This is a genomic window from Micromonospora sp. C51 (assembly GCF_018070435.1).
In the GTDB taxonomy this organism is placed as follows: domain Bacteria; phylum Actinomycetota; class Actinomycetes; order Mycobacteriales; family Micromonosporaceae; genus Micromonospora; species Micromonospora sediminimaris.
This window is the reverse complement of record NZ_JAGPXQ010000063.1, coordinates 1-26,777: the sequence shown is the minus strand read 5'-3', so window position 1 is coordinate 26,777 and position 26,777 is coordinate 1. Positions and strand designations below refer to the sequence as shown.

The 26,777-nt window shown below is 71.6% G+C and carries 21 protein-coding genes; 10 read left to right on the top strand and 11 right to left on the bottom strand.

Translation table 11 applies throughout. The features are described 5' to 3' along the window. Positions 1-171 precede the first annotated feature (171 nt). The 7 genes from KBX50_RS31020 to KBX50_RS30990 all read left to right on the top strand — a co-directional run bounded on the left by KBX50_RS31020 (position 172) and on the right by KBX50_RS30990 (position 11,907). Entirely contained in the window at positions 172-1,089 is a 918-nt protein-coding gene (locus tag KBX50_RS31020; protein WP_210941412.1) for a type IV toxin-antitoxin system AbiEi family antitoxin domain-containing protein, read from the top strand. Between the two features lie 119 nt (positions 1,090-1,208). Beyond that, positions 1,209-2,459, top strand: coding sequence for a phosphoribosylamine--glycine ligase (gene purD, locus KBX50_RS31015; protein ID WP_210941411.1), 1,251 nt, complete (start codon positions 1,209-1,211; stop codon positions 2,457-2,459). 365 nt (positions 2,460-2,824) lie between these two features. After that, positions 2,825-3,310 (top strand): RNA polymerase sigma factor, encoded by a 486-nt coding sequence (locus KBX50_RS31010; protein WP_210941410.1) that lies wholly within the window; start codon positions 2,825-2,827, stop codon positions 3,308-3,310. Next, positions 3,307-3,903: a hypothetical protein gene (locus KBX50_RS31005; protein WP_210941409.1), complete on the top strand. Its 597-nt coding sequence runs from the start codon at positions 3,307-3,309 to the stop codon at positions 3,901-3,903. Before KBX50_RS31010 ends, KBX50_RS31005 begins: the two co-directional genes overlap by 4 nt. 133 nt (positions 3,904-4,036) lie before the next feature. Further along, complete coding sequence (locus KBX50_RS31000) at positions 4,037-4,669, top strand: hypothetical protein (protein WP_210941408.1); 633 nt, start codon at positions 4,037-4,039, stop codon at positions 4,667-4,669. A gap of 139 nt (positions 4,670-4,808) precedes the next feature. Beyond that, positions 4,809-6,830 carry an SPFH domain-containing protein gene (locus KBX50_RS30995; RefSeq protein WP_210941407.1) on the top strand — a complete coding sequence of 674 codons (2,022 nt, stop codon included), beginning with the start codon at positions 4,809-4,811 and terminating at the stop codon, positions 6,828-6,830. After that, positions 6,823-11,907, top strand: coding sequence for a DNA repair ATPase (locus KBX50_RS30990; protein ID WP_210941406.1), 5,085 nt, complete (start codon positions 6,823-6,825; stop codon positions 11,905-11,907). Before KBX50_RS30995 ends, KBX50_RS30990 begins: the two co-directional genes overlap by 8 nt. 81 nt (positions 11,908-11,988) lie before the next feature. Here the strand turns inward: KBX50_RS30990 and KBX50_RS30985 are convergent, their stop codons facing one another. After that, positions 11,989-13,134 carry a serine hydrolase gene (locus tag KBX50_RS30985; RefSeq protein WP_210941405.1) on the bottom strand — a complete coding sequence of 382 codons (1,146 nt, stop codon included), beginning with the start codon at positions 13,132-13,134 and terminating at the stop codon, positions 11,989-11,991. A gap of 366 nt (positions 13,135-13,500) precedes the next feature. On the opposite strand from KBX50_RS30985, the gene KBX50_RS30980 reads away from it, so the two are divergent. Continuing rightward, the gene (locus tag KBX50_RS30980) at positions 13,501-13,965 is read left to right on the top strand and encodes a hypothetical protein (RefSeq protein WP_210941404.1); all 465 of its coding nucleotides are present in this window, start codon (positions 13,501-13,503) and stop codon (positions 13,963-13,965) included. 211 nt (positions 13,966-14,176) lie between these two features. Here KBX50_RS30980 and KBX50_RS30975 read toward each other — a convergent pair whose 3' ends face one another. The 3 genes from KBX50_RS30975 to KBX50_RS30965 are packed head-to-tail and all read right to left on the bottom strand — an operon-like array spanning position 14,177 to position 17,409. After that, positions 14,177-15,739: an AMP-binding protein gene (locus KBX50_RS30975; RefSeq protein ID WP_210941403.1), complete on the bottom strand. Its 1,563-nt coding sequence runs from the start codon at positions 15,737-15,739 to the stop codon at positions 14,177-14,179. 1 nt (position 15,740) lies between these two features. Then, positions 15,741-16,955 carry an acyl-CoA dehydrogenase family protein gene (locus KBX50_RS30970; RefSeq protein WP_210941402.1) on the bottom strand — a complete coding sequence of 405 codons (1,215 nt, stop codon included), beginning with the start codon at positions 16,953-16,955 and terminating at the stop codon, positions 15,741-15,743. A 1-nt stretch (position 16,956) separates the two neighbouring features. After that, positions 16,957-17,409 carry an SCP2 sterol-binding domain-containing protein gene (locus tag KBX50_RS30965; RefSeq protein WP_210941401.1) on the bottom strand — a complete coding sequence of 151 codons (453 nt, stop codon included), beginning with the start codon at positions 17,407-17,409 and terminating at the stop codon, positions 16,957-16,959. Between the two features lie 68 nt (positions 17,410-17,477). On the opposite strand from KBX50_RS30965, the gene KBX50_RS30960 reads away from it, so the two are divergent. Further along, on the top strand, positions 17,478-18,113 hold the full coding sequence (locus KBX50_RS30960; protein ID WP_210941400.1) for a TetR/AcrR family transcriptional regulator: 636 nt from the start codon (positions 17,478-17,480) through the stop codon (positions 18,111-18,113). Between the two features lie 11 nt (positions 18,114-18,124). Here KBX50_RS30960 and KBX50_RS30955 read toward each other — a convergent pair whose 3' ends face one another. From KBX50_RS30955 to KBX50_RS30925, 7 genes are all read right to left on the bottom strand, one after another. Next, positions 18,125-18,739: a DedA family protein gene (locus tag KBX50_RS30955; RefSeq protein WP_210941399.1), complete on the bottom strand. Its 615-nt coding sequence runs from the start codon at positions 18,737-18,739 to the stop codon at positions 18,125-18,127. Between the two features lie 54 nt (positions 18,740-18,793). After that, entirely contained in the window at positions 18,794-20,092 is a 1,299-nt protein-coding gene (locus KBX50_RS30950; RefSeq protein WP_210941413.1) for an adenylosuccinate synthetase, read from the bottom strand. A 119-nt stretch (positions 20,093-20,211) separates the two neighbouring features. Continuing rightward, complete coding sequence (locus tag KBX50_RS30945) at positions 20,212-21,171, bottom strand: hypothetical protein (protein ID WP_093403806.1); 960 nt, start codon at positions 21,169-21,171, stop codon at positions 20,212-20,214. 10 nt (positions 21,172-21,181) lie between these two features. After that, positions 21,182-22,156 (bottom strand): serine/threonine protein kinase, encoded by a 975-nt coding sequence (locus tag KBX50_RS30940; protein ID WP_210941398.1) that lies wholly within the window; start codon positions 22,154-22,156, stop codon positions 21,182-21,184. Continuing rightward, a complete protein-coding gene (locus KBX50_RS30935) occupies positions 22,153-22,905 on the bottom strand; it encodes an NUDIX domain-containing protein (RefSeq protein ID WP_210941397.1) in 753 nt (250 codons plus the stop codon). Before KBX50_RS30935 ends, KBX50_RS30940 begins: the two co-directional genes overlap by 4 nt. A gap of 84 nt (positions 22,906-22,989) precedes the next feature. Then, positions 22,990-23,820, bottom strand: coding sequence for a MaoC/PaaZ C-terminal domain-containing protein (locus tag KBX50_RS30930; RefSeq protein WP_247674768.1), 831 nt, complete (start codon positions 23,818-23,820; stop codon positions 22,990-22,992). Between the two features lie 242 nt (positions 23,821-24,062). After that, positions 24,063-25,436 (bottom strand): 3-oxoacyl-ACP reductase, encoded by a 1,374-nt coding sequence (locus tag KBX50_RS30925; protein ID WP_210941395.1) that lies wholly within the window; start codon positions 25,434-25,436, stop codon positions 24,063-24,065. Between the two features lie 54 nt (positions 25,437-25,490). Here KBX50_RS30925 and KBX50_RS30920 point away from each other — a divergent pair. Further along, the coding region (locus KBX50_RS30920) for an acetyl-CoA C-acetyltransferase (RefSeq protein ID WP_210941394.1) at positions 25,491-26,777 on the top strand (1,287 nt) is incomplete at its 3' end.

The following is a 26,777-nucleotide window of genomic DNA, read 5'->3' as shown; positions in this document are numbered from 1 at the left end:
ACCCCCACCCCCGCGTACCCCGCGTACCCCCGCGTTGATCAAGAAGTTTTGGTCTGGGATTGAGCGCTGGCCCGACGCAAACTTCTTGATCAACGCGGCAAAGGGGTTCGTTGTCCACAGGGTTGTCCACAGGGGCTGCGGGGGTTGAGCGGCGGTGGACAGGGTGGGTGGGTGGAGGCGTTCGAGGTATTGACACGAGTAGCTGCCGAGCAGGGTGGTGTGGTGACGGCGACGCAGGCGTTGGCCGCCGGCTACACCCGTGACCAGATCCGACATCTGGTCAGGTCGGGGCGCTGGACGAGGGTGGCACGCGGGCGGTTCCTGCCCGACCCCGCGCTGGACGTGCTCCGCCACCGTCGGGCGCGGATCGGCGCCGCCGTGGACAGCCTGGGGCCGGGGGCGGTGGCAGTCCTCGACACGGCTGTCGAGCTGCACGGCGTCGCCGGACTCCGGGCCACCTCCACGATCCACGTGTCGGTACCGCCGGACAGCCCTCGTCCGCAGCGTCGGAACGATCCCGATCTCGTGGTGCACCAACTCACGCTGGGGTCGGCCGATGTGGGCGTGGTCGCCGGGATCCCGGTCACCAGTGCCGTGCGAACCGTTGCCGACGTCATCCTCCGGGTGGGCCGCTACCCAGCGGTCTGCGTACTGGACTCGGCACTCAACCGGCAACTTGTCACCGAGGCTGACTTTGCGGCTATCCCGGCGCTCATCGCTGGTCGGCGGGGAGCAAGGGTGGCGCGGCAATGCCTGGCCGAGGCGGATGGCCGTGCGCAGTCCCCGCTGGAGACCCGCACCCGTCTGAGGTGCGTCGACGGGGGCGTCCCGCCCGATGTTCTTCAGTTGGAGGTGCGCGATGACGACGGGTACCTGCTCGGCATCGGCGATCTGGGCTGGCGTCGATCCAGGGTGATCGCCGAGGCGGACGGTGCGGCTCCGCATCGCACACCACAGGCGGTCTACGAGGACCGGATCAGGCAGAACCGCCTCACCAACGCCGGCTGGAGGATCCTCCGGTTCACCTGGCCCGACACCCTCCGCCCGGACTACATACCCGAGACGGTGCGCCGCGCCTTGGATAGATGACCAAGAGCGTTTGGTCGCGCGCACGCCAGATCCGAGACGAAAACTTCTTGATCGACGGGGCCGGTGGGGATGGTCGGGGGTGGGGTGGGATAGGGGTGGGGTCGGTAGGATGACTCGGCGTGCGGGTACTTCTTATTGGTGGCGGTGGGCGGGAGCATGCGCTCGCGCTGAGGTTGGCCGAGGATCCGTCCGTCGAGGCGCTGTTCGCGGCACCCGGTAACCCGGGGATCGCGGCGGTGGCGGAGTTGCGGGCCGTCGATCCGGTCGATCCGGTGGCGGTGGCGGGGCTCGCCGTCGAGGTGAGCGCGGACCTGGTCGTGATCGGGCCGGAGGCGCCACTGGTCGCCGGGGTGGCCGACGCGGTCCGGGCCAAGGGCATCGCGGTCTTCGGGCCGTCTGCCGAGGCGGCCCGGCTGGAGGGCTCCAAGACCTTCGCCAAAGAGGTGATGACCGCCGCTGGTGTCCCCACCGCGCGGGCGTACACCTGCACCGACGAGGAAAGCACGGCCACCGCCCTGGACCGGTTCGACCCGCCGTACGTGGTCAAGAACGACGGGCTGGCCGCCGGTAAGGGCGTGGTGGTCACCGACGACCGCGCCGTTGCCGAGGCGCACGCGCGTGAGTGTGGCCGGGTGGTGATCGAGGAGTACCTCTCCGGTCCCGAGGTGTCGCTGTTCGTGGTCACCGACGGCGAGACCGCGGTGCCGCTGCTGCCGGCACAGGACTTCAAGCGGGTCGGTGACGACGACAGCGGCCCGAACACCGGCGGCATGGGGGCGTACGCGCCGCTGCCGTGGGCGCCGGCCGATCTCGTGGACGATGTCATGCGGGATGTGGTGCACCCGACGCTTACCGAGATGCGCCGCCGGGGTACGCCCTTCTCCGGCCTGCTCTACGTCGGGTTGGCGATCACCGCCGATGGCCCTCGGGTGATCGAGTTCAACGCCCGCTTCGGGGACCCCGAGACCCAGGTGGTGCTGGCGCTGCTGGAGACACCGCTGGGTGGGCTGCTGCACGCCGCCGCCAGTGGTGCGCTGGCCGACCATCCGCCGCTGCGCTGGCGTACCGGCGCGGCGGTGACCGTGGTGGTCGCCGCCGAGGGTTATCCGGCGGGGCCGCGTACCGGCGATGTCATCACCGGCGGAGAACAGCCTGGTGTGATCCACGCGGGCACCGCCCGCCGGGCCACCGACGGTGCCCTGCTCTCCGCCGGCGGTCGGGTCCTTTGTGGTACGGCCACCGGCCCGGACCTGGCCGCCGCCCGTGATGCCGCTTACCAGGTGGTACGCGGCGTCACGCTGTCCGGCTCGCACTACCGCCGGGACATCGCCGCCGCCGCGGTCGACGGACGGATCGCCCTTTCCGGGTGACCGGAGGCTCGGCTGGTCGGGTCGCTGCGTGCGTAGTTGTCTGTCGTGGCCGCACGGGCCATGGGTCGGCGCTCCTGCCGTCCCTTTGGCACCGCTTCACCACCAATCGACCTGGTGGCCGTGCTGTGCGCCATAGGGGGCGCATGCCGACATTGACTTGTATGCCTCTCGGGACGACCGACCCGCCCCGGTCGTTGTTACTGTCTGCCCAGGTCGAGAAGGGACACTGCGGCTCCGTCTTCTCGGTGCTGATGGTGCTCGTCCCCGCGCTGTCGTGAGGCGTCCCGCCTGCCGGTGAAAACCGGCGGGCGACAGTGCAACTCGACGCACCGGTGGTGGCGTTTCTTACCGGTGAGGGAGGTGGGATGGACGCCGACGAGTTCGAGACATTCGTACGCGACTCCGCACCGGCGCTACGTCGGTACGCACGCGCCGTCACCGCCGACCCGGACCAGGCCGAGGAACTCCTCCAGCGGACCTACGTGCGGATGGCCACGACCTGGCATCGCCTTGTGGCCGAGGGCGGACCACTGGCGTACGCGAAGCTCACCATGGTGCGCCTGCACGTGAGTCGGCTGCGGACGATCGTCCGGCGGGCCCGGTCGGCCCTGGCCGCTCCGCCGTCGGCGGCGACCGACGAGGTCGACAGACTGCGCCGGCTGCTCGCCGGGCTTTCTCCGTTGCAGCGGGTCGTACTGGTCATGACCTATCTGGACGACCTCGACGACGAGTCCATCGCGGCGGCGATCGGGCGTCGGCCGGCGACCGTCCGGTCGCTGCGCCATCGCGCCCTGCTGCGGGCAGGTCTGCCGATCGCCCGGGTACGCGCGGAACGCGAGGTGGCGGGATGACCGATATCCGGGACGCGCTCCGCGAGGTCTGGCACAGCGATCCCGGGCCGCCCGCCGGGGATCCACTGCCGGCGGTGCGGGCCCGGCTACGTCGTCGCCGCAAGCTTCGGGCCGCTGCCGCCGCGCTCGCCTCGTGCGCGGTCGTCGGAACGGCGGTGTTCATGGCCGCGACCACACGACACGACGAACCTTCGCCATCCGTGGCCGGGCCACCTGCCAGCCCGGTCGTACCCGAGCTGCGGGGCCTGCCGCCCTACCTGCGGCCCGTCGACGCCACGGACGCGGTGCTGCGGATGGCTCGGCCGGAGGTCGTGCCGACCGGCAACCGGTCGGCGTACGAGGGGGTTGGGCCGGTGTCCCGGGTGGTGGTGGTGTTCGACTTCGAGGCGCCGCGCGGCCTGCCCGGCACCCCACGCGAGGTGACCGTTCCGACCCGCGCCGAGGTCATGGCCACGGACGAGCCGGCGACGTCCACGGCGTACCTGTCGGCGTGGGCGCCGGACGGGCGCTGCTGGTTCATCGCCGTGACGGCGGCGGAGGTCGAGATCCGGTCGTCGACGCTGGACGCCATCATCGAGGCCAACCTCGGTTGAGGTCGTCGTCTCGACCCTGACCGGTCAGGCCGGCGGGATCAGCCGATCGGCCACCGTGGGGCGTTGACAACCCGTGTCACGATCATCGTGCCGGTGGCTGGCCAGGACCCATCGGCACGGGGAGGAGGACGCGGTGACCGGATTTCTCGGCGCGGCGCTCAGCTTTCCCACCGTGCTGTTCAGCTTCCTCCTGGTGGTGGTCGTCGGCTACTGGCTGCTGGTGCTGACCGGCGTGCTGGATCTCGGCGACGACCTCGACGTCGACGGCGTACCCGGCACCGTACTGGCCGGTCTCGGCCTGGGCGGCGTGCCCAGTGCCGTCATCTTCTCCCTGCTCGTGGCGGTGGCCTGGTTCGTCAGCCTCGCCGGCACCGCCCTGCTCGACGGCCTCGGGCTCGGCTCCGGCACCCGGATCGCGGTCTCGGTCGGTGTGCTGCTGGCCGCCGCGGCCTGCGCGTGGCTGGTGACCCGCCTGATCGCGGTGCCGTTGAGCCGGCTCTTTCCCACCGAGACGGACGCCACCCGGCACTCCTTCGTCGGTCGCCTCTGCGTCGTGCGCACCGGTACGGTCACCGCCGACTTCGGTCAGGCCGAGGTGACCGCGGCCGACGGTTCGTCGGCGGTGGTCCAGATCCGGCAACCGGGCGACGAGCAGATGACGGCCGGCAGCTCCGCGTTGATCTACGACTACGACACCGACGGCGAGTTCTTCTGGGTGATGCCCGCCGGACCCGCCTTCGACCCGATGAGACACGTCCCCGAATAGCCCACCAACCTGTCGAGCGCAGCCGGTCAACCCCCTTCGGCCGGCCCCGCCCCACGCTGCCCCTGAGCCGCCCCGAAAGGAGGATGCGCGGCGTCCCGCCCGGCCCGTCGGCCGGTCGCCACCGCACGCGCGCCCAGCCATGGATGTCATCACCACCGGTATAGGCGTACTCCTCGCCGTCGTCCTGCTCGTCGCGCTCGGCGTGGTGTTCATGGTCAGCCGGCTGTTCCGCAAGGTCGAGCAGGGCAAGGCTCTGATCGTCTCCAAGGTCCGGCGGGTCGACGTGACCTTCACCGGCGCGGTCGTGCTGCCCGTCCTGCACAAGGCCGAGATCATGGACATCTCGGTCAAGACGATCGACATCGAACGGACCGGCAACGAGGGTCTGATCTGCCGCGACAACATCCGGGCCGACATCCGGATCACCTTCTTCGTCCGGGTCAACAAGACCGTCGAGGACGTCATCAAGGTGGCGCAGGCGATCGGCACCGCTCGGGCCAGCGACCGGGAGACCCTCCAGGAGCTGTTCAACGCGAAGTTCTCCGAGGCGCTCAAGACGGTCGGCAAGCAGCTCGACTTCGTCGACCTCTACACCAAGCGCGACGAGTTCCGGGACCAGATCATCCGGGTGATCGGCACCGACCTCAATGGCTACAGCCTGGAGGACGCGGCGATCGACTTCCTGGAGCAGACGCCGATGGCGCAGCTCGACCCGAAGAACATCCTCGACGCCCAGGGCATCCGGAAAATCACCGAGCTGACCGCGCTGGAGCACGTGCGGACCAACGAGTTCCGCCGCAGCGAGGAGAAGGAGATCACCCGGCAGAACGTCGACGCCCGGGAAGCCATCCTGGAACTGGAGCGCCGGCAGGCGGACGCCGAGGCCAAACAGCGCCGCGAGATCGAGACGGTACGGGCCCGCGAAGAAGCCGAGGTCACCCGGGTACGCGCGGAGGAGCGACTGCGGGCGGAGACCGCGAACATCCGTACCGACGAGCAGTTGGGCGTCCAGCACGAGAACCGGGCCCGGGAGATCGCGGTCGCCGAGAAGAACCGTGAGCGGGTCATCGCCATCGAGACCGAGCGGATCGAGAAGGACCGCCTGCTGGAGGTGATCGGCCGGGACCGGGAGACCGAGCTGAGCACGATCGCCAAGGACAAGGAGGTCGAGGCCGAGAAGCGGGCCATCGCCGAGGTGATCCGGGAGCGGATCGCGGTGGAGAAGACCGTGGCCGAGCAGGAGGAGAACATCAAGCGGCTGCGGGTGGTCGAGGAGGCCGAGCGGACCCGGCAGGCGATTGTCATCCAGGCGGAGGCCGAGGCGCAGGAGAACCTGGTCAAGGACATCAAGGCGGCGGAGGCCGCCGAGGCGGCGGCGAAGCACCGGGCCCGCGAGGAACTGGTGCTGGCCGAGGCTCGGCAGCAGGCCGCCGAGCTGGACACTCGGGCGAAGATCCGGCTGGCCGAAGGCGTCCAGGCCGAGGCGGCCGCGGCCGGCCTGGCCGACGTGCAGGTCCAGGAGCGCAGCGCCGAGGCGATCGAGAAGGTCGGGCGCGCCGAGGCCGCCGTCGAGCGGGAGAAGGCCGTGGCCGCCGCCGAGGCGGTGCGCGAGAAGCTGAAGGGCGAGGCCGAGGGTCTGACCGAGAAGGCCGCCGCGATGGCCGCGCTGGACGACGCGACCCGGGAGCACGAGGAGTACCGGCTGCGCCTGGAACTGGAGAAGGAGGTCCGGCTGGCCGGGCTGGACACCCAGCGTCAGGTCGCCGAGGCACAGGCCAAGCTGGTCGCCACCGGCCTGGAGAAGGCGAACATCGACATCGTCGGCGGGGACAGCATCTTCTTCGACCGGCTGCTCAGCTCCATCTCGTACGGCAAGAGCGTGGATGGTTTCGTGGCCCACTCGGACGTGGCGAAGAACCTCGCGCAGCCGTGGCTGGACGGCACCGCCAGCTTCACCGACGACCTGGCCCGCATGGTCGGCTCGGTCGACAGCGCCGACCTCCAGAACCTCACGTTGTCGGCGTTCCTGATGCAGCAGATGCGCTCGGGCGGTGGGGACAAGGGCAAGCTCCAGGAGCTGCTGAAGGCCGCGCAGCGCCTCGGTGTGGCGGAGACCCCGGTCGCCGCCCTGGCCGGTCCACGGCAGCGCGCCGGTGAGTGAGCCGACCGCCGGTCCGGACGCTGCCGGGCGTACGCCTGGCGACGCCGGACCGGCTCCGGCCGCCCCGGACCCGAACGGGCGAGGTGCGGCGGACGCCGGTACCCGGCCGGGACTGGACGACGGCAGCTACGAGGTGCTGCGTCGGCGACTCGCCTCACATGCGGCCGAACTGGCCCGGCGGGCAGAGTCGCTCAACGCCCGTCGGCTGGAGGTCTTCGGCAGCACCGAGCTGCGGCTGCTGAGCACCGAGCGGATCCGTACGGAGCACAACTGCGTACCCCGGGACATCGTCTCGGTGGGCGGGCTGATGCTGTTCGGCTACAACGTCTTCATCGGCCTGAAGCCGGAGACGTCCGTCGACGACGTCTTCTCGCTGCACCGGTTCAGCCAAGAGCCCGGGAAACCCAGCGCGAGCACGGGCGGCGGCCCGGAGGTGGCCGGGTTCCGGTTCGACGAGGCGGGTCACGACGAACTGCCCGGGCTGCTCCGAGACCCGCAGTTCGTCCGCGACTTCGGTGAGCTGTACCGCTACTACCGGCAGGCCCGCCTGTTGCAGCTGCGCCGGGTCGACGGTCGCCTGCTGGCGGTGTTCCAGACCGGGCCGCGCACCGAGGACATCCGGGTGCTGCGGTGGCAGGTCGGCGTCGACGGTGTGCCCGAGTACCTGGACAGCCGGGGCGAGCGGGACCACGTCTTCCCACCGTCACACGACTTCGAGTGGACCGAGACGACCCGCGAGGACCACGTCCTCGGCCGGCACCCGCACATCTCCATCGACGGCCAGGTCTTCGTGGAGACGGTCGGCGGCACGCTGACCGTGAAGGTGGAGAACAACACCGAGGTCGGCGAGGGCATCTACAGCGAGCCGGTGGACGAGCCGTTGCAGAGCCTCGCCGACGCCGACGTGCACTGGGCCCGGGTGGGGCCGCTGATCCTGCTGCGGCTGCGGCCGTACAAGGAGACGCAGTGGCGGCACCTGGTGTTCAACACGCTCACCCGGGAGGTGATCCGACTCGACGGCATCGGCGTCGCCTGCCAACGGCTACCCGAGGACCACGGCATCATCTTTCCCGGCGGGTACCACCTGGTCACCGGAGTCACCCGGACGTTCGACACCGACGTGTCGGACCTGGAGTTCGAGCGGGTGGTGCGCTCGCCCAACGGCGAGGACGTGCTCTACGTCTTCCACGCCCGCGCCGACGGCCGAAGCCTGCTGCTGCCGTACAACGCGATCCGCAAGGAGGTGGCCGCGCCGATCCCGTGCCACGGGTTCTCGCTGTTCGACGACGGCACGCTCGTGGTGTTCCGGGCGGTGTCCGAGGAACCGACCCGGGTCCATCCGATGCAGGTCTGGCAGACGCCGTACGTCTCGGACGCGTACGCGGCGGCGCAGCCGGCCGGCACCGGGCCGCTGGAACGGATCGGCAACGCCGACCTGGTACGCGGCATCTCGGACTGCCTCTCGGCGGCCGGGATGGTCGACGACACCGCCACCGCCGGGCTCTACGAGGCGCTGATCGCCGCCTGCGTCCGGATCGCCGACCACTACCACTGGCTCGGTGAGGACGAACTCGGTGACCTGGCCACGCCGCTGGCCGGGCTGCGCCGCACCGCCGCCGCCGTGCTGGAGGAACACGAGAAGGTCCGGACGCTCACCGGGCAGGCCCGCGCCGAACTGGACGACAGCGCCGAGCAGATCGCCTCGCTGGCCCGCCGGGCGCGCGGCGAGGCGCCGCTGACCGCCGACGACTGGGTCACCCAGTTGGGCGGGCTGCGCCGCGCCCGGGGACACCTGGAGACGCTGCGGGAACTGCGGTACGTCGACCACGCCCGGATCGACGAGTTGGCCGGTCGACTCGACGAGGAACTGGCGGCGGCCGGTCGTCGGGCTGTCGAGTTCCTGCGCCGCGACGAGGCGTTCAGCGGATACCAGCAGCAGGTGGAGCGGCTCGCCACGAAGGCCGCCGAGATCGGCACCGTGGCCGAGGCGGGTACCGTCCGCGACGAGTTGGCCGCGCGTACCGACGGACTTCAGACCATCACCGACGTGGTCGGCGGGTTGGACATCGCCGACGCGACGGTCCGCACCGGCATCCTGGGCCGCGTCGGCGAGGTGCTGGGCGCGGTCAACCGGGCCCGCGCGGTGCTGGACAAGCGCCGTCAGGAACTGGCCGCGGCGGAGGGTCGAGCCGGCTTCGCCGCCGAGTTCGCCCTGCTCGGTCAGGCGGTCACCGGGGCGCTGGCGGCGGCGGACACCGCCGAGCGCTGCGACGAGCAGCTGGGCCGGCTGCTGCTGCGGGTGGAGGAGCTGGAGTCCCGGTTCGGCGAGTTCGACGACTTCCTCGCCGAGCTGGCCACCCGGCGTACCGACATCTACGAGGCGTTCTCCTCGCGTAAGCAGGCGCTGCTGGACGAGCGGGCCCGCCGGGCCGACCGGCTCGTCGCCTCCGCCGAACGGATCCTGATCAGCGTGCACCGGCGAGCCGGCAGCCTTGGCTCGCTCGACGACATCAACACCTACTTCGCGGCCGATCCGATGGTGGACAAGCTGCGCGCGGTGGTCGAGGAGCTGCGTACCCTCGGCGACGCGGTGCGGGCCGAGGAACTGGACGGCCGGGTCCGGGCCGCCCGCCAGGAGGCCGGGCGTGGCCTGCGTGACCGTCTCGACCTGTACACCGACGGCGGCGAGACGATCCGGCTGGGCCGGCACCGCTTCGCGGTGAACACGCAACCGATCGACGTGGCGGTGGTACCGGCCGAGGGCCGGATGGTGGTGGCGGTGACCGGCACCGACTATCGCGCCCCGGTACGCGACGAGGAGTTCCAGCAGACCCGTCGGTTCTGGGACCAACTGCTGGTCTCCGAGTCGGCGCAGGTGTATCGGGCCGAGCACCTGGCGACCTCGATCCTGGCCGCCGCCGAGGCCGGTCGCGACGGCCCCGGCCTGGACGAGTTGCACACCGCGGCGGTGGATCCCGACGGGCTGCGGGACCTGGTCCGGCGGATCGCGGAGACCCGCTACGACGAGGGATACGAGCGCGGCGTGCACGACCACGACGCGGCCGAGATTCTGCGGGTGCTACTGCGCCTGCACGCCGGGGCGGGGCTGTTGCGCTACCCGCCGGCCGACCGCGCCGCCGCCCAGCTTTTCTGGCGGTACGCCACGGACGAGTCGGCCCGGTCGGCCTGGACGGCGCGCGCCGCCTCGCTGGCCCGGGCTCGGGCGCGGTTCGGTCGTCCGGACGGTGCGGACGCCGCCGACCTGCTCTGCGGCCAGTTGGCCGAGGCGATCGAGGTGTTCCTGCGCGATGCCGGACTGCCGGTGCCGTCCGGTGGCACCGCGCTCGCCGGCGAGTACCTGTTCGCCGAACTCGCCGCCCCGCCGGTGCGCTTCGTCACCGGGGGCGGGGCGCGTGCCCTGCTGGACCGTTTCCGCCGGGCGCTCGGTGGCCCGCAGTCCCGTTCCTCCCGCGAGTTCGACGACGACCTGCGGTCCCTCGGTGACGATCTGGCCGGCAGGTACCAGCTGATCGACGCCTGGCTGACCGCCTTCCTGGCCACCGACGACGGTGGCCTGTCCGGTTACGACCTGCCGGAGGCGGTCACCGTCGAGTTGTGCGGCCCCGACCTGGCCCGCGAGGACAGCGCGGCGACGATGACCGAGACGGTCGGCGGCCTGCTCGGCGCGCACCCCCGCGTCGAGGGCTCCTCCACCCTGGACGTACGGCTGGACGAGACGCTCGCCCGGACCCGCACGTTCCGCACCGAACTGGTTCCGGCGTACCGGGACTACCAACGGCGACGCAACGAGCTGGTGGAGGTCGAGCGGGAGCGCCTGCGGCTGGAGGAGTACCGGCCGAAGGTGATGAACGCCTTCGTCCGCAACCGGCTGCTCGACGAGGTGTACCTGCCGCTGATCGGCGACAACCTGGCCCGGCAGCTCGGCGCGACCGGCGACGGCAAGCGGGTCGACCAGTCCGGCCTGCTGTTGTTGATCTCACCGCCCGGCTACGGCAAGACCACCCTGATGGAGTACGTGGCCAGCCGGCTCGGCCTGGTCTTCGTCAAGGTCAACGGGCCGGCGCTGGGCTCGAAGGTCACCTCGCTGGACCCGGCGGAGGCACCCGACGCCACCGCCCGGCAGGAGGTCGAGAAGATCTCCTTCGCCCTGGAGCTGGGCAACAACGTGCTGCTCTACCTGGACGACATCCAGCACACCAACCCGGAGCTGTTGCAGAAGTTCATCTCGCTCTGCGACGGGCAACGCCGGATGGAGGGCGTCTGGGAGGGCCGCACCCGCACGTACGACCTGCGCGGCAAGCGGTTCGCGGTGTGCATGGCGGGCAACCCGTACACCGAGTCGGGCCGGCGCTTCCGGGTGCCGGACATGCTCGCCAACCGGGCCGACGTGTGGAACCTCGGCGACGTGCTCTCCGGCCGGGAGGAGGTCTTCGCGCTCAGCTACGTCGAGAATGCGCTCACCGCGAACCCGGTGCTGGCACCGCTTTCCGGTCGTGATCGCGCCGACCTGGAACTGCTGGTGCGGATGGCCCGGGGCGACGACACGGTCCGCCCCGACCAGCTGTCGCACCCCTACCAGCCGGTGGAGCTGGAGCAGATCGTCTCGGTGCTGCGCAAGCTGCTGCGGGTGCAGCAGGTGGTGCTGGCCAACAACCAGGCGTACATCGCCTCGGCGGCCCAGTCCGACGACGCCCGCACCGAACCGCCGTTCCAGCTCCAGGGGTCGTACCGGAACATGAACAAGCTGGCCGAACGGATCGTCCCGGTGCTCACCGACGAGGAGCTGGAGGCGGTGATCGACGATCACTACCTGGGTGAGGCACAGACCCTGGCGGCCGGCGCGGAGGCGAACCTGCTGAAGCTCGCCGAGCTGCGCGGTCGGCTCACGCCGGAACAGGCCGCCCGCTGGGCCGAGGTGAAGGAGGCCTTCCAGCGCTCGCGGGCGCTCGGCGGCACCGGCGACGACCCGGTAGACCGGGCAGTCGGCGCGCTCGGCCTGCTCGCCGACCGGGTCGGCGGCGTCGCCGCCGCCATCGGCCGCGCCACCGACCGCTAAGCCTGACGCCAGGAAGGGTCACCTGCCGATGCCTCCGGGTGCAGCAGGGCCCTCCCTGACCGGCCGGCGTCGCGGCAGCCCTCAGGTGAGCGCCAACACGGCGGCCAGCACCCGCTGGACCAGCGCGGACTGCCCTTCGGCCTTGGCGTCGGTCGGGCTTGCGGCGAACACCAACCGCAGACCATCGTCGTCGAGTGCGCCGATGGCCGTCTGGTAGCCGTAACGGGCGCCGGACTTGCCCCAGAAGACCCGGCCGTCGGGAAGCCGGATCGAGGAGAGGCCGCCGTTGCTGTACTCCGCACCCGTCCACGGATGGGTGAACAGTTCACGTTGCTGCGCGGGGGCGAGCAGCCGGCCGTCGAACAGGGCGGCGGAGAACCGGTCCAGGTCGGCGACGGTCGAGATCAGGTCACCCGAGGCGGGTGTGAAGGTCTGACTCCAGCGAGTCGCATCCACCAGCACGGTCCGGCCGTCCTGGTTCACCTGCTGGTAGCCCCGCACGTGTGGACCACGGATCCCGGTGGCGACGCCCGGGGCGTACGTGTCGCGCAACCCGAGCGGTCGGAAGATCCGGTGCCGCATCTGCTCCGCGTACGACCTGCCGGTCACCCGCTCGATCAGGATGCCGGCAACGATGTAGCCCATGTTGGTGTAGCGCTGGGCGGTGCCGGGGGCGTAGTCCGGCGGGTTCGTCAGTGCCGTGCGGACGATCTGCTCAGGAGTCCAGCGGTCGAAGCGGTGGGCGAGTTGCCATTCCAGCCCGTCGGGTAGTACCGGGCTGGGCAGGCCACTGGTGTGGGCGAGCAACTGCCGTACGGTCACCGTCGGCCAGTCCGTCGGGATCAGGTCCGGCAGGTACGGGCGTACCGGATCGTCGAGGTCCAACTGGCCCTCCGCCACCAGTTGGTAGACCACGACGGCGGTGAAGACCTTGGTTACGCTGCCGATCCGGATGCGGGCGTCCCGCGGTACCGGTGCCGAGGAGCGCAGGTCCCGTACCCCGAAGGTGTCCCTGAAACAGCCGGTCGGGGTGGTGACCCGCAGTTGGACGCTGGTGGTGGTGAGCTCGGGGTCTGGGATCTCGCCGACCGCCGTGATCAGGCTCGTGGGGTCGAACGATCCGATCGGGCAGCTGCGGTGGGTCGCGCCGGCGGGTACCGCCAGGGTGCCGGCCAGCAGCGCGCCGACGGTGACTCCGGCGAGGAGATTACGCCTGGTGAGTTTCATGGGGAGAGCCTGCCGAGCCCGGCGGCGCGGGAGGTATCCGGAATCCACCCGACCGTCCCCTGAGGAGTCTCCCGTAGGGGCGTGTCCCGATTCCCCTCCCACCGGGTCGCCGCCGGTGACTCGGTCCGGTCGGCGGGCAACCTCGTGCAAAATCGCTGTCGAGTCAAGTAGCGGATTGTCGGATCTCAATGAAAACGTCGTCCGATTTTGGCCCGCTCTCCGAATCTCAGCATTTCCCTATTTCTTCCTCAGACTTCCCACAAGAAAACGCTGACGCCGATAACGACACTTACATGTGTCGGCTGCGGCGTGCCGTACCGCCAGCAGCGGGCATCCGTCGAATCACGAGAGAAGTGGGGTAACGACATGCGATCCAACAACTCCGGTGTGACCGCCGCCATTTTCGGCCGGCGTGGACTGGCGCTGGTCGCCGCCGCCGGGACGGTCGCCGGCTCCGTGCTGTTCGGAGCCGTTCCGGCGTACGCCAACGCGACCACCAAGACGGTGGCGTCCGACGGCGACACCGTCACCTTCAACACCAGCGACAGCAGCCGGAAGGTCAGCGGGAACGTTTCCTTCACGATCAGCCGGGACGGGAACTGGGAGATCGACGCGGACGCCCGAAACGGGAACCTGATCGGCCGCAATGCGCACTGGATCTGCGACCTGACGTTGGGCTCGTCGGACCTGCGGAAGTCGACCGGCACCAAGTGGGTGCCGGGTAAGAAGACCCGCAGCCTCAACGCCGCCGCGTACGAGCCGTTCATCCAGGTCAGCTTCGACGCGCTGGTGGCGACCGGGCAGGCCGACTGCGACATCGTCGTCGGCTGACCCGGACGTCGCCCGGTTCGGGGGGTGTACGGCCAGGGCCGGTGCGATGCTGGGGGATCCGGTCGAGGGCGTTGGTGTGGCGGCAGGTTGCGCCCACCGCGCCCTTCGGCGTTGGCGCTGGGTACGCAGGTCTTCGCCGAGGGATCGTCCGGTGCTCTTCCCGCCGAGGTGATGGCCCGGGTTGCCGCAGGTCGCGGCACTACCGGCGGCGTCAGGCGTAGTAGCGGCGTAGTTCGCGGGTGAGCACCTTGCCGGTGGCGTTGCGGGGCAGGTACTTGACGAAGACGACGTCGCGGGGCACGGAGAAGCGGGCCAGGTAGTGCCGGACGTACTCGCGGACCGCATCGGCGTCGAGGGTTTCGCCGGGGTACAGGGCGAGGAAGGCGGCGAGCCGCTGGCCGTAGTCAGGGTCGGGTACCCCGATGACGGCGGCCTCGCGTACCTGGGGGAGTTGGGCGAGCAGCTGTTCCACCTCGGCGGGGAAGACGTTCTCCCCACCGGAGACGATCATGTCGTCTGCGCGCCCGTCCACGAAGAGCAGTCCGTCGGCGTTGACCCGGCCCAGGTCGCCGGTGTCCAGCAGGCCGTCGTGTCGATCCCGGTCGGGGCCGGACGTGTAGCCCTCGAAGAGCATCTCGTTGCCGACCAGGATCCGTCCGACCCGGCCACCGGCCACCGGCCGGCCGTCGTCGTCGACGATCTCCAGCCGGGTCCCGTGCGGCGGCCTGCCCGCGGTGGTGGGTGCCCGGCGCAGGTCGGTGGGGGTGGCGATGGAGGCCCAGGATGCCTCGGTCGAGCCGTACAGGTTGTAGAGCACGTCGCCGTAGGTGTCCATGAACGCCGCCGGGAGGCCGCCGGGCAGCGCCGAGCCGCTCACCGCGACCACCTTCAGCGGCGGTCGGTGCTCCGGCGGCGGCACCTCCATCAGCCGTTGCAGCATCACCGGCACCGCGAACAGGGCCTGGCAGCGGTGCCGTACCAGGGCGTCCAGGGTGGCGGCCGGGTCGAAGCGGCGGTGCAGCACGATGGTGGCCCGCAGGGCGAAACAGACCTGTAGGGCCGCGTACCCCCAGGTGTGAAAGATGGGGGCGGCGATCAGCACCCGGTCCCGGACGTGCAGCGGGATCCGGTCGATGATGGACACCAGCGGGCCGAAGCCGTTCGGGGTGGGTCGGCGGGCACCCTTCGGCGCACCGGTGGTGCCGGAGGTGAGCACGATGATCCGGCCGTCCCGTTCGGGCGGGTGAAGTTCACCGGGGAGGGCGGTGTCGATCAGTTCGCTCCGGGCCTGCTCGTCGAGGCGGTGCAGTTCCGCCGGCAGCCCGAGGGTCCGTTCGGTGAACTCGTCGTCGTGCACCAGGACCCGCAGCCGCTGCTCCTGCGCCACGGTGGCCAGCTGCGCCGGGGAGAGGCCGGTGTTGACCAGCACGGCGTCGGCGCCCAGCAGCGTGGCGGCGACGACGGTCTCGATCAGACCCGGGTGGTTGCGGCCGAGCACGGCGACCCGGTCGCCGGCCTGGACGCCGAGTGCGGCACGCAGCGCGCGGGCGAGCCGCATGGACCGGTCGAGCAGTTCGGCGTACGTGAGCTCGGTGCCCTGCTCGTCGATGACCGCGACCCGGCCCGGGTCCCGGGCCGCCGCCTGGCGCAGTTCACCGGCGAGGCTCCAACCCCACTTGCGCAGCGCGCTGAGCTGCGATGCGACGCGGATCGGACGACCCGGGGCGAGCAGGCCCCGCCGAGTCAGCGTGCTGACGATGAACGGCAGATCCATGTCAACGGATCTGCATCCCGGAGATCGCCCGGGAGATGACCAGTCGCTGGATCTCCGAGGTGCCCTCGAAGATGGTGTAGATCTTGGCGTCGCGGTACCAGCGCTCGACCGGGTGGTCCCGTAGGAATCCGGCGCCACCGAGCAGCTGGACCGCCTTCTCGGTCACCGAGACGGCCACCTCGCCGGCCTTGAGCTTGGACATCGAGCCCTCACCGGCGGTGAACGGCCGGTTGTTGCGCCCCATCCAGGAGGCCCGCCAGACCAGCAGCCGAGCGGCGTCGATCTCCATCTTCATGTCGGCCAGCGTGAACGCGACCGCCTGGTTGGTGATGATCGGCCGGCCGAACTGGACCCGCTCCTTCGCGTAGTCCAGGGCGTACTCGTAGGCGGCCCGGGCCACGCCGAGCGCCTGCGCGCCGACGGTGGGTCGGGACAGCTCGAACGTACGCATCGCGGCCTGGCTGGAGGCGCGTTGCCCGGAGCGGGCGCGGGTCAGGCGTTCCTCCAGCGCTTCCTTGCCACCGAGCAGGCACCGGCCCGGTACCCGGACGTCGTCCAGGAAGACGTCGGCCGTGTGTGAGGCGCGCAGGCCGAGTTTGCGCAGCTTGCGGGTGGCGCTGAGCCCGGCGGTGCCCGGCGGTACCACGAAGGCGGCCTGTCCCCGCGAGCCCAGCTCCGGCTCGACCGAGGCGGTCACCACGTGCACCCCGGCGATCCCGCCGTTGGTGGCGTACGCCTTCTGCCCGCGCAGCACCCACTCGTCGGTCGCCTCGTCGTAGCGGGCGCGGGTACGCATGGCGGCGACGTCGGAACCGGCCTCCGGCTCGGAGGAGCAGAAGGCGGCGACGGCCGGGGAGTCGGCGTCGCCGAAGCACTGCGGCACCCACTCGACGAGCTGGTCCGGGGTGCCCGCGCCGTAGATGGCGGCGACCGCGAGCGAGGTGCCGAAGATGCTCAGCCCGATGCCGGCATCGCCCCAGAACAGTTCCTCACTGGCGATCGGCAGCGACAGCCCGGTGGGATCGGCCCAGCAGGTGGCGAGGAACTCGAAGCCGTAGAGCCCGACCTTCGCCGCCTCCTGGATGATCGGCCAGGGGGTTTCCTCGCGGGTGTCCCACTCGGCCGCGGCCGGGCGCACGACCTCGCTGGCGAAGCCGTGCACCCAGTCCCGTAGATCCCGCTGTTCCTCGTTCAGGTCGAGCGAGAACTCGGCCATCTCAGGCCTTGGGGATGTCGAAGAGGTTCGCGATGTTGGCGGCCAGGCCCAGGTCGCCCTTGGCCTTGAGCTTGCCGGTCATGAACATCATGACCGGGTTGGCGCCGCCCGAGACGATCTTCAGGAACTCGACCGGGCCCATGGTCAGGCTCAGTCGGGGGTCGTGCTGCGGGGTCTCGTTGACCGTGCAGGTGCCGTCGGCGATGACCACCTCGTAGGTGTCGGTGCCGCCGTCCGGGGCGCCGGTGATGTTCCAGTGGATGACCGCGTTGGTGGAGCCGGCCCGGTCGGCGCGGAACAGCTGCGGCATCCGCCCGAAGACCTCGCCGAGGATCTTGCCGCGCAGGTCACCGGACATCACCTCGGCCAGCTTGTTCTCCGGGGTGTTCTTGACGAGCTGGGCGAACTCCTTCGGGCCGACGTTTGCGAAGTTGGCCGGGTCGAAGTCAGTCATGGAAAAGGCACCTCTCGGACAGTGGCTACTCGTGCGTAACCTTACGCACGGGTAGGTATGCTCGCAAGGTGTCCACCGGTCCCGCCTTCAAGCGCCTCCCACGCGCCGTACGGCAGCAGCAGATGCTCGACTCCGCGGTGCGAATCTTCTCCCGGCGTGGGTACCACGGCGCCAGCATGGACGAGATCGCCGAGGTGGCGGGCATCTCCAAGCCCATGGTGTACGCGTACCTGGGCACCAAGGAGGAACTCTTCGTCGCCTGCCTGCACCGCGAGGGCACCCGGATGATGGAGGCCATCGCCGGTGCCGCCGCCCCCGACCTGCCCGCCGACGAGCGACTCTGGCGCGGGCTGCGGGCGTTCTTCGGCTTCGTCGGCGCGCACCGGGACGGCTGGGCGGTGCTCTACCGGCAGGCCCGCGCCGAGCAGCCCTTCGCGCGTGAGTTGACGGTGATGCGGGCGCGGCTGGTGGAGGTGGCCGCCGGGATGCTCGACCACGCGCTGCGCGCCGAGGGGCGAGAGGTGGCCCACACCGAGTTGGAGGTGGTCGCGTACGCGCTGGTCGGCGCGAGTGAGTCACTGGCCGACTGGCTGGCCGACCATCCGGAAGCCGACCCGGAGAAGACCGCCACCCAGATGATGAACGTCGCCTGGCTCGGTGCCGGGCAACTGCTGCGCGGCGTCACCTGGCACCCGCCCGGGTGACCCACCGACCCTCAGTGTCGTGCGGCCCGGCGATGGGCGCGGCGGCGTAGTCCGCGTGCCAGTTGCACCAGCAGGGTGACCGCGATCGACAGGCCGATTCCGGCCAGGATCCCGTAGATCGGGTCACGTTCGAAGGCCAGCCCGCCGAAGAGGCCGAGCAGCACGCAATAGAGCGCCCAGGTGCCGGCACCGATCAGGTCGTAGAGCAGGAAGCGGCGCAGCGGGTAGCGCACCGCTCCCATGGTCAGGGTGACCGCCGTCCGCCCACCGGGCAGGTACCGGGCGGAGGTCAGGATGACGCCGCCGTGCTGGCACACCGCCCGCCGCGCCCACTGCGATCCGGCCCGGCGTCGGCTGTCCTCCGGCGAACGATCCAGACGACCTGAGCCGCCGCCGCGCCCGATGGCGTAGGAGACGTGGTCGCCGAGCATGGCGCCGAGCATGGTCACCACGATCACCACCACCAGATTCGGCTCGCCGCCGGTGGCGAGAACGGTGACCGTGATGACCGCCGCCTCGGCCGGCACCAACGGGAAGATCGCGTCGATCGCGGTGAGTCCGAACAGCAGCAGATACACCCACGGTGAGGTGAGCGTGTGCCGGATCAGGTCGAGCGCGGCCTCCATGGATACATGCTCGCCGCCCGACGGAGGCACCGGGGCGGGACGGACGGATCACCGCTAATGGGGCCTTCCACCCGTTGCCACCGGCACCCGGGTCGCCGTACCGCCGTCGGGGCGGGCGGTGTCGAGGTGGGTCGTCCGCATCCGCTTGTCCTCCGCTGTGGGTCCGTGGGAGGTGAGCACGACGGGTACGCCCAGCGCCCGCTCCACCGCCGTGGGCCAGTCGACCGGCGCAGGGTCGTCGTACACCGGTCGGGTCCGTAGCAGGCGGGCGGTGAGCGCCGCCTGCCGGTCGAGGTCTCCGGGCGGACCCGGCCGCAGTCCGTCCAGGTCCGCGTAGCGGTGGCAGATCCGCAGGTCGAGACCGTGACCGACGAGATCCAGGTGGGTCAGCGCCAGGCCGTCGACCCCACCGGCGACCGCCAGGGCGTACGCGTGGGCGACGGCGTCGAAGTGGCCGAACCGGAAGCGGCCCTGCCACGGGTTCGTCGGGTTGTGCGGCTCGGTCAGCCCGAGCGCCGGATCCTCGGTCACCAGCGGACCCGGCCCGTGTCTGGTGGTGACCGTCCGCAGCACGCCGATCCGGGTCGCCGATCCGGCCAGCCCGGCCTCGGTCAGCAGCGCCTCGGCGTTGGCGGCGGTGGTGGTGCTCCACGTCGTGTACGGGTGGAAGCCGTGCCACTCGTCCAGCAGCACTCCCTGCGCGCCCTCGAACACGCACGTCCCGGCGCGCAGCTCTGCGGCGAGCCAGCTCCGGTCGACGATCGCCACCCGTTCGGCGAAGGCCCGGTACGCCGGCAGACAGTCGGCGACCGGAGGGGCGTCCAGCGGGCCGAGTTCGGCGCTGAGCCGGTCCCGCAGCGCGGTCAGCCGGCGGCGCAGCAGCTCCGGGTTGCGGCAATCCGCCACCCGGGGTGCCTGGTCGGGGTGAGCGAGACCGTACGCGACGGCCTCGCCCACCCCCAGCCCGCAGGAACCGTGCCGGTCGGCTCCGCGGGCCAGCTCCCGGGCCCGGTTCGCGGCCCGGTGGTACGGGGTGGCCAGCAGCGCCTCCCCGTCCACGGTCAGCCGGTCGAGCGCGTCGGGCACCCCGACGGCGGCGAGGTGGTCCGCCTCGGTGGCCAACGCCAGCGGGTCCACCACCACGTGGCGGGACAGGTGGGTGCCCACCCCGGGGCGGAAGGTGCCGGCCCCGAACTGGGCGAACGTGTGGTGCCGGCCGTCGCGCAGGACGACGTTGTGTGCCGCCTGCGCACCCCCGTTGAACCGCACCACCGTCCGCACCGGCCGGGTCGCGCAGAGCCAGTCCACGACGGTGCCCTTCCCCGCGTCGCCGTACCCGAGGTCGACCACGATCACGTGCTGGCCGTGCGGCCCCCTCGCCGCCGGCCCGCCCGTCGATCGCCGGCCCGCCACGGCGTCCGCCGGCCTGCCGGTCACCGCGCCGCCCGGAACCACGCCCGCCGCCGGCCGGGTCACAGCCGGACCACTCCGCGCCCGGTGGTACGGCTGGCCGGCAGCTCCGACACCTCGGCTCGGGCTCTCCCGTCCAACCGGGCGAGGGCCTTCGACACCGTGCCGGTGGCGGACGAGCCGGCGCGGTCCAGGTCCCGTAGACCCTGGTCGAGGTCGATTGCCTGCTCGCCGAGGCCGACGGTGAGCGCGATGGTCTCGCAGACCGCAGCGAGATCGTCCAACTCCAGGGCGTTCTGGCCGAGCAGGTCGCGCCAGAAGTCGAGCACCCGGCGGTTGCCCGAGTAGTGGCTGCCGGCGGGTAGCAGGTAGTAGGTGTCCCAGCGGCGGGTGACCTCGTCGACGATCTGCCGCAACGGCACGTCCTCGCGCAGGTCGTCCTCGACGAGCCGGCTCACCTCGCCGGCCTTCACCTGCGGGTACGCCAACTCGTCGCCGATGACGAACAGGTAGCCGCGCCGGCCACGCTTCTCCCAGCTGTCGGTGATCGTGCGCCGGGCCATGAAGTACAGCGCCAGCTCGTACGACTCCCGCATCTGGCCGCCACCGCCGCCCTCCAGCACGATCCGGCCGAGGTCGTCGTCCATCCGGTTGTCGGACTCGAACTGCCCCACCTGCAACGGCACCCGGTCACAGGTGGCGTCCCCGATCGCGCCGAACATGATCTGCGGGTCGCGGGCGTAGCCCTGGCGCAGCAGCAGACCCAGCAACTGCGGCAGCTTGGCCTGAAGAACGCGGGGCACGTGCCCCATCGAGCCGGTCACGTCGAACAGGACCGCGACGGGGGTCGACTGGGGGTGCTCCGCGCTGTCCCGGCTCTCCCGTACCGCGCCGCGCGGGTCCAGCGCCGGGTGCACCACCCGGGCCCCGCTGTCGCTGTAGGAGAAGGCGCTGGCGCCGGTGGCCCGGCGGTAGCGGTCGGCGGCGTCGTACACATCGGTGGACCATGCTCCGCTGCCCATGGCAGCCTCCTTAGGGGTTGAGGGTGAAGGGGCGGAAGGTGCGCGGCCCGTAAAGGCGGTGCAGCACCTCGTCCAGTTCGCGCAGCAGCAGCCAGGCGTCGTCGGGGCGGGCGCGCAGGAGCCCCTGCCGGCAGCCCCGGGCGAAGTCGAGCAGCTGGCGCGGGGCTCGGCGGTCCAGCAGCCAGGTCATGCAGCGGGTGGCCATGAAGATGTCGGTGCCCGGCCCGCACGGCTGACGGTTGGGCACCTCCGGCGGGTACCAGGTCTCGTGCTCGGGCACCATCGCCGGCACGGTGCCGCCCGGCTCGGTGGAGAAGCACCAGTCGACAAGCACCAGGCCGTGCGCGTCGGGGTCGATGAGCACGTGGGACGGCAGCACCGCACCGTGCACCACGCCCGCCCGGTGCGCCAGGCCGAGGGCGACCAGGAGCCGACGCCACATCCACGCCACGTCCCGGGCGTCCAGCCCGTCCGGATAGGCCCGCCGCACCTCGACCAGGCTGTGCAGGTTGGGCGCGGTGCCGAGCACGGTGATCCGGCGGTCCGCCCCGGTGCCGGCGTCGCGGTGGGTGAAACTGTCGACCAGCCGGGGCACGTACGGCAGCCAGCGCGGGTCACCCCGCTCGGCTAGCGTGCGCAGGGCGCGTTGCTCGCGGACCATCAGATCGTTGTCGGCCGCGTCGCGAGGCAGCTTGAGCAGCCGGTCGGCACCGACGTCGTACAGGTCGGCGAGGTCACCGGAGTACGCGGGCCGCCCGCACCGGTAGCCGTGCAACACGGTGGCCCGCCGGGCCCGCCAGCGGCTGGTGACCCGGAGGAAGGCGTCGATGGCAGCGGCCCGGATCCCCGGACCGACCCAACCGAGCCGGTCCGGGTGCAGGGCACCGACGAGTTCCCGGTAGCGCCGCTCCGGCGCGTCGCCACCGAACAGCTCGTCGTCGTCACGGGCGGCGGTGACCAGGCGGATCGCCTCGTCGGTGGTCATCGCACCGTCTCCTCGCGCGCCGGACGCAGCAGCGCCGGATGCAGCAGCCGAGCGTCACCGGCCCGGTACAGCCGGGCCCGCGGGCCGCCTCGGGTGCCACCGCGCTCGGTGCTGGCGCCGGTGCTCTCCACGAAGCCGGGCACCGAGAGCACCTTGCGGTGGAAGTTGCCGGCGTGCAGTTGGTGGCCCCAGACCGTCTCGTAGACCGCCCGCAGCTCTCCGATGGTGAACTCGGGTGCGAGGAAGCGGGTGGCCAGCGGGGTGTATTCCAGTTTGGAGCGCGCCCGCTCCAGCCCGTCGGCGACGATCTGGCCGTGGTCGAAGGCGAGCTGCCGGTTGGCCAACTCGGCGACCGGCACCCAGGCCGCCTCGTCCGCGTCGGTGCCGGCCGTCGCGTCCGGCAGGTCGGGGGCGAAGGCCAGATGGGCGATCGAGACGATCCGCATCCGGGGATCACGGTCGGGTGTGCCGTAGGAGGCCAGTTGCTCGACGTGGACACGGCGGAGTGGCTGGCCGTCGAGACCGGTCTCCTCGGCCAACTCCCGCCGGGCAGCGGCGGGCAGATCCTCGTCCGGCCGGACGAATCCGCCGGGCAAAGCCCAGAGACCGGCGTACGGCTGCTCGCCCCGGCGGATCAGCAGCAGGTGCAGTGCGCCGTCGCGGATGGTCAGGGCGACGATGTCGACGGTCACCGCGACCGCCGGATAGGCCCGCGGGTCGTAGGCGGCGAGGAAATCCTGCTCGTTCACGCTCGATCACTCTCACTTCGAGAATATCTCTACTTGAGAACAACCTAGCGGAAAAGAGAGGGCCGGGCAAGTGCCCGGCCCCGCTCAGCGGATGGTGCCCGCCAGGTGTGGGCGACCACGCCGGTCGTACAGACCGAAATCCCAGCCCGGGTCGCGCGCCGTGGCGCTGAAGGCGACCGTGCCGGGCAGCGGCACCGGCAGCTTGAACGCCACGTCCACCGTGTACGCCTCGGGTAGCCGGCTCTCCAACGCCGCGAGACACCGTGCCTTGCTCCACATGCCGTGTGCGATGGGCCGGGGGAAACCGAGCAGCCGCGCCCCCAGCCGCGAGGTGTGGATCGGGTTGTGGTCGCCGGAGACCCGCGCGTAGTCCGTACCCATTCGGGGAGTGACCGGCCAGCGAGCGGTGGCGGCCGGCGGCGGTGGCCGCTCGCCCTGGTCGCGCCGCTCACCGCTGTCCGGGGTGCGCTGCCGGCCGAGGTACGTCGAGACGCCGCGCCACACCTCCTCGCCGTCGACCGACCCGACGAGTACGACGTCCACCTGCCGTCCCCGGTCGTGCGGACGCAGGTTCTCCGCCCAGGTGGTGAAGTCCAGCCGCTCGCCGATGATGACCGGCCGCCGCAGCGTGATCCGGTTGCCGACGTGCACCACCCCGGTCAGCGGGATGGGAAACTCGGGCGCGGTGATCAGACGCAGCGCCAGCGGAAAGCCCATGACGTGCGGAAAGGTCGCGGGCAGCCGATCGGCGAGGCGGAACCCGCAGACCCGGTCGTAGTCGGCCAGCCGCTCCGGATCGACCGCCACCCCGGCGACCGCCAGCTCGACCGCCGGCACCCCGGTGGCCTGCCGGCCGCCCAGCCCCGGTACCGCGTTCAACAGCGCCCGCCGGTACAACGGACCCGCCGTCGGCATCCGAGGCAGCTCCACCCGGGCCCGCGCCGCGGGTTCGCGGGGGCCGGCGGCGGTGTCGGTCGATCGCCGGGCGCCGGTCACCGCCGCGCCCGACCCGGACAGGTCACGGGTCTGTTCCAGGTCGGCCCCGCCGGCCAGCGCGGCGGCCCGGATCTCCGGCGTCAGGATCTCGGTCGGCCCGTCGATCAGCTCACCGACCGACAGGTCGTCGCCGGGCTCCTCGCCATGTCCACGCCTGGCCATCACGCCCCCAGCAGGCTCTGGCCGCAGACCCGGACCACGTTGCCGGTGACCGCACCGGACGCCGGCCAGGCCAGCCAGCCGATGGTCTCCGCGACGTCGACCGGCAGCCCACCCTGCGAGAGGCTGTTCATCCGGCGGCCCGCCTCCCGCAGCACCAGCGGGATCCGGGCGGTCAGCCGGGTCTCGATGAACCCCGGCGCGACCGCGTTGACGCTGATCTGCCGCTCCCGCAGCGCCGGGGCGAGCGAGTCGACCAGCCCGATGACCCCGGCCTTGCTGGTGGCGTAGTTGGTCTGGCCGCGGTTGCCGGCGATCCCGGCGATCGAGGAGACGCCGATGATCCGCCCGCCGGCCGGGATCAGCCCGCGCTCCAGCAACAGGTCGTTGATCCGCTCCTGGCTGGACAGGTTGACGTCGATGACCTGGTCCCACCGGTCGGCGTCCATCCGGCCGAGGGTCCTGTCCCGGGTGATGCCGGCGTTGTGCACCACCACGTCCACCCGCCCGTGCCGGCTGGCCAGGTGCTCGGCGAGCCGGGCCGGCGCGTCGGCGGCGGTCAGGTCGAGCTGCACGGCGCTACCGCCGATCTCGTTGGCCACCGTGGCCAGCTCGTCCCCGGCGGCCGGCACGTCCAGCGCCACCACTGTCGCGCCGTCGCGGGCCAGCACCCGGGCCAACGCCGCGCCGATGCCCCGGGCCGCGCCGGTGACCAGCACCACCTGCCCGTCGAGCGGGCGGTCCCAGTCGGCCGGTGCGGTGGCCTGGCCGGCACCGACCCGGATCACCTGCCCCGAGACGTACGCGGAACGGCCCGACAGCAGGAACCGCAGGGTCGCCTCCAGGCTGGTCCAGGTGCCCGGGTCGGCGTCCCGCGTGACGTACACCAGTTGCGCGGTGACCCCCCGGCCGAACTCCTTGCCGATGCTGCGGGTCAGCCCCTCCAGCGCCCGCTGGGCGGTCGCCTCGCGGGGCGTGTCGCACTCGGCCGGCGGAGTGCCCAGCACGATCACCCGGCCGCTGGGCTGAATCGCCCGGGCCTGCGGGTGGAAGAAGTCGTAGAGCTGGCGTAGTTGGGACGACTCGGTGATGCCGGTAGCGTCGAAGACGAGGGCGGCGCTCTCCGGCGTACGACCGGTTGCCGGATCGGGCACGGCGGTGGCCGGATCGCGCAGGGCGAGCCCGGCGGCGGCCAGGGCCTTGCCGACCGGCTCGCTGAGCCGCCCGCCGGTGGCGGCACCGAGCAGGACCAGCCCGGGCAGAATCGGCTCGCCGGGTGCGTGCCGGCGCAGTCGCGGCGGATCGGGCAGCCCGAGGCGCTTGACCAGCGCCCGCCCGGTGCCCGACTGGACGAAGCTCGCATACCTGTCGGTCATAGGCGTAGCCTACTGGTGAGTAAGGTGCGGGCAACACTTTCGAGGAGGCGGATCGTGCAGAACGTTCGACGGGTCGCGATCATCGGCGGCAACCGGATCCCCTTCGCCCGCTCCAACTCGCGCTACGCCAGCGCCTCCAACTCCGACATGCTAGGTGCGGCCCTGGACGGGCTGATCGCCCGGTTCGGCCTGGCCGGGCAGCGGGTCGGCGAGGTCGTCGCCGGTGCGGTGCTCAAGCACGCGAAGGACTTCAACCTCACCCGCGAGGTGGTGCTCGGCTCGAAGCTCGACCCGCGCACCCCGGCGTACGACATCCAGCAGGCGTGCGGCACCGGCCTGGAGGCCGTCATCCTGGTCGCCAACAAGATCGCCCTCGGTCAGCTCGACGTCGGCATCGCCGGTGGCGTCGACACCACCTCCGACGCGCCGCTCGCGGTCAACGAGGACATGCGTCGCACGCTGCTCAAGCTCAACTCCGCCCGCACCCTCGGCGAGCGGCTGCGGATCGCCGCGAAGCTGCGCCCGGCCCAGCCGTTCAAGCCGGAGATCCCCCGCAACGCCGAGCCGCGCACCGGCCTGTCCATGGGTGAGCACGCCGCGCGGACCGCGCTGCGTTGGAACATCGACCGGCAGGCGCAGGACGAGTTGGCCCTACGGTCGCACCAGCGGCTCGCCGCCGCGTACGACAAGGGCTTCTTCGACGACCTGATGACCCCCTACCTGGGGCTGACCCGCGACCAGAACCTCCGCCCCGACACCACCCTGGAGAAGCTGGGCACGCTGCGGCCGGTCTTCGGTGCCAAGGGACCGGACGCCGAACAGGCCACCATGACCGCCGGCAACTCCTCGCCGCTCACCGACGGCGCCTCCACCGTGCTGCTGGCCAGCGAGGAGTGGGCGCGCGAGCACAACCTGCCGGTGCTGGCCTGGTTCTCCTGGTCCGAGACGGGCGCGGTGGACTTCGTGCACGGCGAGGAGGGGCTGCTGATGGCACCCGCGTACGCCGTGCCCCGGCTGCTCGACCGGGCCGGGCTCACCCTTCAGGACTTCGACTACTACGAGATCCACGAGGCGTTCGCCTCGCAGGTGCTGGCGACCCTGGCGGCCTGGGAGTCGCCGGAGTTCTGCAAGGACCGGCTCGGTCTGGACGCCCCGCTCGGTGCCATCGACACCGACAAGCTCAACGTGAACGGCTCCTCGCTGGCCGCCGGTCACCCGTTCGCCGCCACCGGCGGCCGAATCGTCGCCACCCTGGCCAAGCTGCTCGCCGAGAAGGGCAGCGGACGCGGCCTGATCTCCATCTGCGCCGCCGGCGGCCAAGGCGTCACCGCCATCCTGGAC

Bases quoted from the DNA above. Each gene is read 5' to 3' on its own strand.
- KBX50_RS30940 (WP_210941398.1), bottom strand. From the start codon at position 22,156: ATGACCACCGACGAGGCGATCCGCCTGGTCACCGCCGCCCGTGACGAC.
- KBX50_RS30995 (WP_210941407.1), top strand. From the start codon at position 4,809: ATGGATGTCATCACCACCGGTATAGGCGTACTCCTCGCCGTCGTCCTG.
- KBX50_RS30980 (WP_210941404.1), top strand. From the start codon at position 13,501: ATGCGATCCAACAACTCCGGTGTGACCGCCGCCATTTTCGGCCGGCGT.
- KBX50_RS31010 (WP_210941410.1), top strand. From the start codon at position 2,825: ATGGACGCCGACGAGTTCGAGACATTCGTACGCGACTCCGCACCGGCG.
- KBX50_RS30955 (WP_210941399.1), bottom strand. From the start codon at position 18,739: ATGGAGGCCGCGCTCGACCTGATCCGGCACACGCTCACCTCACCGTGG.
- KBX50_RS30925 (WP_210941395.1), bottom strand. From the start codon at position 25,436: ATGACCGACAGGTATGCGAGCTTCGTCCAGTCGGGCACCGGGCGGGCG.
- KBX50_RS30945 (WP_093403806.1), bottom strand. From the start codon at position 21,171: ATGGGCAGCGGAGCATGGTCCACCGATGTGTACGACGCCGCCGACCGC.
- KBX50_RS30930 (WP_247674768.1), bottom strand. From the start codon at position 23,820: ATGCCGACGGCGGGTCCGTTGTACCGGCGGGCGCTGTTGAACGCGGTA.
- KBX50_RS30965 (WP_210941401.1), bottom strand. From the start codon at position 17,409: ATGACTGACTTCGACCCGGCCAACTTCGCAAACGTCGGCCCGAAGGAG.
- KBX50_RS30975 (WP_210941403.1), bottom strand. From the start codon at position 15,739: ATGGATCTGCCGTTCATCGTCAGCACGCTGACTCGGCGGGGCCTGCTC.
- KBX50_RS30985 (WP_210941405.1), bottom strand. From the start codon at position 13,134: ATGAAACTCACCAGGCGTAATCTCCTCGCCGGAGTCACCGTCGGCGCG.
- KBX50_RS31005 (WP_210941409.1), top strand. From the start codon at position 3,307: ATGACCGATATCCGGGACGCGCTCCGCGAGGTCTGGCACAGCGATCCC.
- KBX50_RS30970 (WP_210941402.1), bottom strand. From the start codon at position 16,955: ATGGCCGAGTTCTCGCTCGACCTGAACGAGGAACAGCGGGATCTACGG.